General features: G+C 65.3%; 4 protein-coding genes. 1 reads left to right on the top strand and 3 read right to left on the bottom strand.

Going from position 1 to position 3,713, the window contains the following annotated elements; translation table 11 throughout:
• The 3 genes from VFA16_RS14950 to VFA16_RS14940 form a co-directional block, all read right to left on the bottom strand.
• On the bottom strand, positions 1–763 hold a 763-nt coding region (locus VFA16_RS14950), incomplete at its 3' end, for a class I SAM-dependent methyltransferase (RefSeq protein ID WP_324968572.1).
• Positions 764–773: 10 nt separating this feature from the next.
• Positions 774–1,679, bottom strand: coding sequence for a class I SAM-dependent methyltransferase (locus VFA16_RS14945; RefSeq protein ID WP_324968571.1), 906 nt, complete (start codon positions 1,677–1,679; stop codon positions 774–776).
• A gap of 4 nt (positions 1,680–1,683) precedes the next feature.
• Positions 1,684–2,619, bottom strand: coding sequence for a class I SAM-dependent methyltransferase (locus VFA16_RS14940; protein WP_324968570.1), 936 nt, complete (start codon positions 2,617–2,619; stop codon positions 1,684–1,686).
• Between the two features lie 246 nt (positions 2,620–2,865).
• Here VFA16_RS14940 and secY point away from each other — a divergent pair.
• On the top strand, positions 2,866–3,713 hold an 848-nt coding region (secY, locus tag VFA16_RS14935), incomplete at its 3' end, for a preprotein translocase subunit SecY (RefSeq protein WP_324968569.1).

The raw sequence follows: 3,713 nt of genomic DNA, 5'->3' as shown, positions 1-3,713 counted from the left end.
CCATGACGATGCTGCGTTCTCCGAGATAAAACAGGTCGGACACGTCGAGGTCCAGTCCGAGACGGTGCCACTGTTCGGTGAGACGCTGTGCCCGCTCGTCCGAAAAGGCGTCGCGCTCCGGGAAATGCTCGGTGGCCAGTCTGCTGCCGGGCGCGCTGAGCGTGGTGATGTTGTCGAAGAGCCGGTCCTGCGCGTCGGGCGGCAGATAGGGCAGCAGCCCTTCAGCGCTCCACGCCGTGGGCTGGCTTACGTCAAAGCCATGCTGCCGCAAGGCTGTTGGCCAGTCGTCACGCAGGTCGATGCCCACCACGCGCAACTCGGCGGTCGGAGTTGCGCCGATATCGGCCAGGGTACGGGTCTTGAACTCGATGACCCCCGGCTGGTCGATTTCGTAGACCACCGTGCCCGCCGGCCATGCCAGCCGGTAGGCCCTGGTGTCCAAACCCGAGGCCAGGATCACGGCCTGTCGCACGCCAGCGTCGCCGACGCTGACGAAGAAGTCGTCGAAAAACCTTGTCCTGACGGCGATCCGCTCTCGTCTCGTCTGCCGATTCAGCACCGGGTCGTCGTCGATCTCGATCTCACCGTCGATCAGGCGGACGAACGGCTCCAGGCCCACTGCACGGACCAGAGGATCAGCCAGCGGATCGTCGAGCAGCGGATCAGGGCCCTGCGAAGCCATCGCCCGCGACGCCGCGACCATGGTCGCGGTGACTCCCACGCTGGAGGCCAAGTCCCAGCTGTCGTTATCGGCACGTGCCATCCGGTAGCTCCTATTCGCGTATCGCGGTGACAGCGGCAATGTTGCCGAACGCCGCCATCTCGTCGTCGTCGGGAAACGTTCGGCCGTAGTCAGTGAACAACTCCCCCCGAAGCCGGGTACTCACCTGCCAGCCGTGGTCGGTCAGGTACTCCACGACGTTGCTGCGCTGGCCTTCGTAAAACAGTCCGGACAGGTCGATGTCGCAGCCGAGATTGGCCCATCGGCGGTTGAACGCCTGGGCGCGTTCGGACATCGTCAAGCCGGAGTCTGGGTGGAATTCGGTGGCCAGCCTGCTGCCCGGCGCGCTCAGCGCGGCGATGTCGTCGAAGAGCCGGTCCTGTGCTTCCGGCGGCAGATACATCAACAAGCCCTCGGCGCTCCACGCTGTCGGCTTTGTCTCGTCAAACGCACTGCCGCGCAAAGCAGCTGGCCAGTCCGCACGCAGATCGATGCCGACCGTTCGCCGTTCAGCGGCAGGGGCGGCACCCAAGGCGGACAGTGCAGCTGTCTTGAATTCGATGACCTTCGGCTGGTCGACTTCGTAGACGACGCTCCCGGCAGGCCACGCGAGCCGGTACGGCCGTGAGTCCAAGCCCGCAGCCAAGATCACCGACTGGCGGATACCGGATGCGGCCGCGGCCATGAAGAACTCGTCGAAGAACCGGGTGCGCACCGCCATTGAATCGGTCTCGAGCTGCAGATCGCGCCCGGATTGCTCATGTGGCTTGGCGATCTCGCCGTCGACGAGGCGGGTGAAAAAGTCGAGGCCCACCGCCCGCACCAGCGGCGCGGCGAACGGGTCGTTGATGATCGGGTCAGGTTCTTCGCTGGCCAGCGCCCGCGCGGCCGCGACCATGGTGGCGGTCGCGCCCACGCTGGAGGCCAGATCCCAGCTATCCCTGTCGCTGCGGGTCATGGTGTTAATCCAGTTCTGCGCTGAGGTAGACCACCTCTCCGAAGGGGGCGTCGTCGGCATCGATCGGCGGCAGCCCATGCTTGGCCAGCAGCTCGGTCGTGCTGGTGCTCACCGTCTTCCAGCCCAGGTTGGTCAGGTAGGTGCCGGCGTCGGTTCGGTCGTCGAAATACACCAGGGCGGCCATGTCGAGTTCGAAGCCGTGGTTGCGCCACCGTTCGGCTTGGCGTTGCATGCGCCGACGCAGTTCATGTTCGCTCACGTTGTTGACGTCGAGGAGTCCTTCAGTGGCGAAGCGGCTGCCGGGCGCGCTCAGCGCGGTGATCCGGTCGAGCAGCCGGTCCTGCGCTTCGGCGGTCAAGTAGCCCAGCAGGCCCTCGGCGATCCAGGCGGTCGGCCGCCCCGGGTCGAATCCGGCCTCTTGGAGCGCAGCGGGCCAGTCGTTGCGCAAGTCGATCGCCACCGTGCGCCGGTCCGCTGTCGGTTGCGCGCCCAGTTCGGCCAGGGTTGCGGTCTTGAAGTCGATCACCTGCGGCTGGTCGACTTCGAACACGACCGTGCCGGCTGGCCATGCCAGGCGGTAGGCGCGGGAATCCAGACCGGACGCCAGGATCACCGCTTGCCGGATACCTGCCGCGGTGGCGTTCAAGAAGAAGTCGTCGAAGTACTCGGTGCGGATGGCCATCGCGTCCGCGAAGCGGCGCAGGCCCTTGGCCGTCTCGTCGTCGAGATCGCGCGGCTGCAGCTCACCGCTGGCCATTTTGGTGAAGAAGTCGACGCCCACCGCGCGCACCAGCGGCTCGGCGAACTGGTCGTTGATCAGCGGATTGGACGATCGGGTGGCGACGGCGCGTGCGGCCGCGACCATCGTTGCCGTTACCCCGACACTGGACGCCAGATCCCAGGTGTCGCCTTCGAACCGTGCGCTGCCCATTCGCGTCATCGACCATCCCTTCGACCCATACGACCAATCACCAGTCGATAATTAGCCAATATAATGACTACGGGAAACTCTACGCTGGTTGCCAGCAACCATTGCCGGCGCTGTTACTCTCGTAGACTGTTTGACGCGCGACTCCGCACGTCGGGACCTGCGGGTGCTCGGCGCGTGACGCAGACTTAACCCAATGCTGGCCAGACCAGCCCCGTCGGCATGCCGTGACCAGAGCCCGGCTGCGCAGGAGGAAGAGTGCTTTCGGCTTTCATCTCGTCGCTGCGAACAGTCGACCTGCGCCGGAAAATCCTGTTCACGCTGGGCATCGTCATCCTCTACCGGGTGGGCGCGTCGATCCCTTCGCCCGGCATCAACTACCCGAATGTGCAGAAGTGCATCGCGCAGGTTAGCGGCGGCGAGGCAGCGCAGATCTACTCGCTGATCAACCTGTTCTCTGGCGGCGCGCTGCTCCAGCTGACCGTGTTCGCGGTGGGAGTGATGCCCTACATCACCGCCAGCATCATCGTGCAGCTGCTCACCGTGGTCATCCCGCGGTTCGAAGAACTGCGCAAGGAAGGCCAGTCCGGCCAGGCCAAGATGACCCAATACACCCGCTATCTGGCGATAGCGCTGGCCATCCTGCAGGCCACCAGCATCGTGGCGCTAGCGGCCAACGGCGGCCTGCTGCAGGGCTGCAGCCTGGACATCATGGCCGACCAGAGCATCTTTACCCTGGTGGTGATCGTCCTGGTGATGACCGCGGGCGCCGGGCTGGTGATGTGGATGGGCGAACTGATCACCGAGCGCGGTATCGGCAACGGCATGTCGCTGCTGATCTTCGTCGGCATCGCCGCCCGTATCCCCGCGGAGGGAAAGTCGATCCTGGACAGCCGCGGCGGGGTGATCTTCGCCGCGGTGTGCGTGGCGGCGCTGATCATCATTGTCGGCGTCGTGTTCGTCGAGCAGGGCCAGCGCCGTATCCCGGTGCAATACGCCAAGCGGATGGTAGGCCGGCGCATGTACGGCGGCACGTCGACGTATCTGCCGCTGAAGGTCAACCAGGCCGGCGTTATCCCGGTCATCTTCGCCTCGTCGCTGATCTA

It is taken from the genome of Mycobacterium sp. (assembly GCF_035653355.1).
GTDB lineage: Bacteria > Actinomycetota > Actinomycetes > Mycobacteriales > Mycobacteriaceae > Mycobacterium.
Note: the sequence above shows the minus strand (reverse complement) of the source record. Positions and strands in the feature narration are given on the sequence as shown.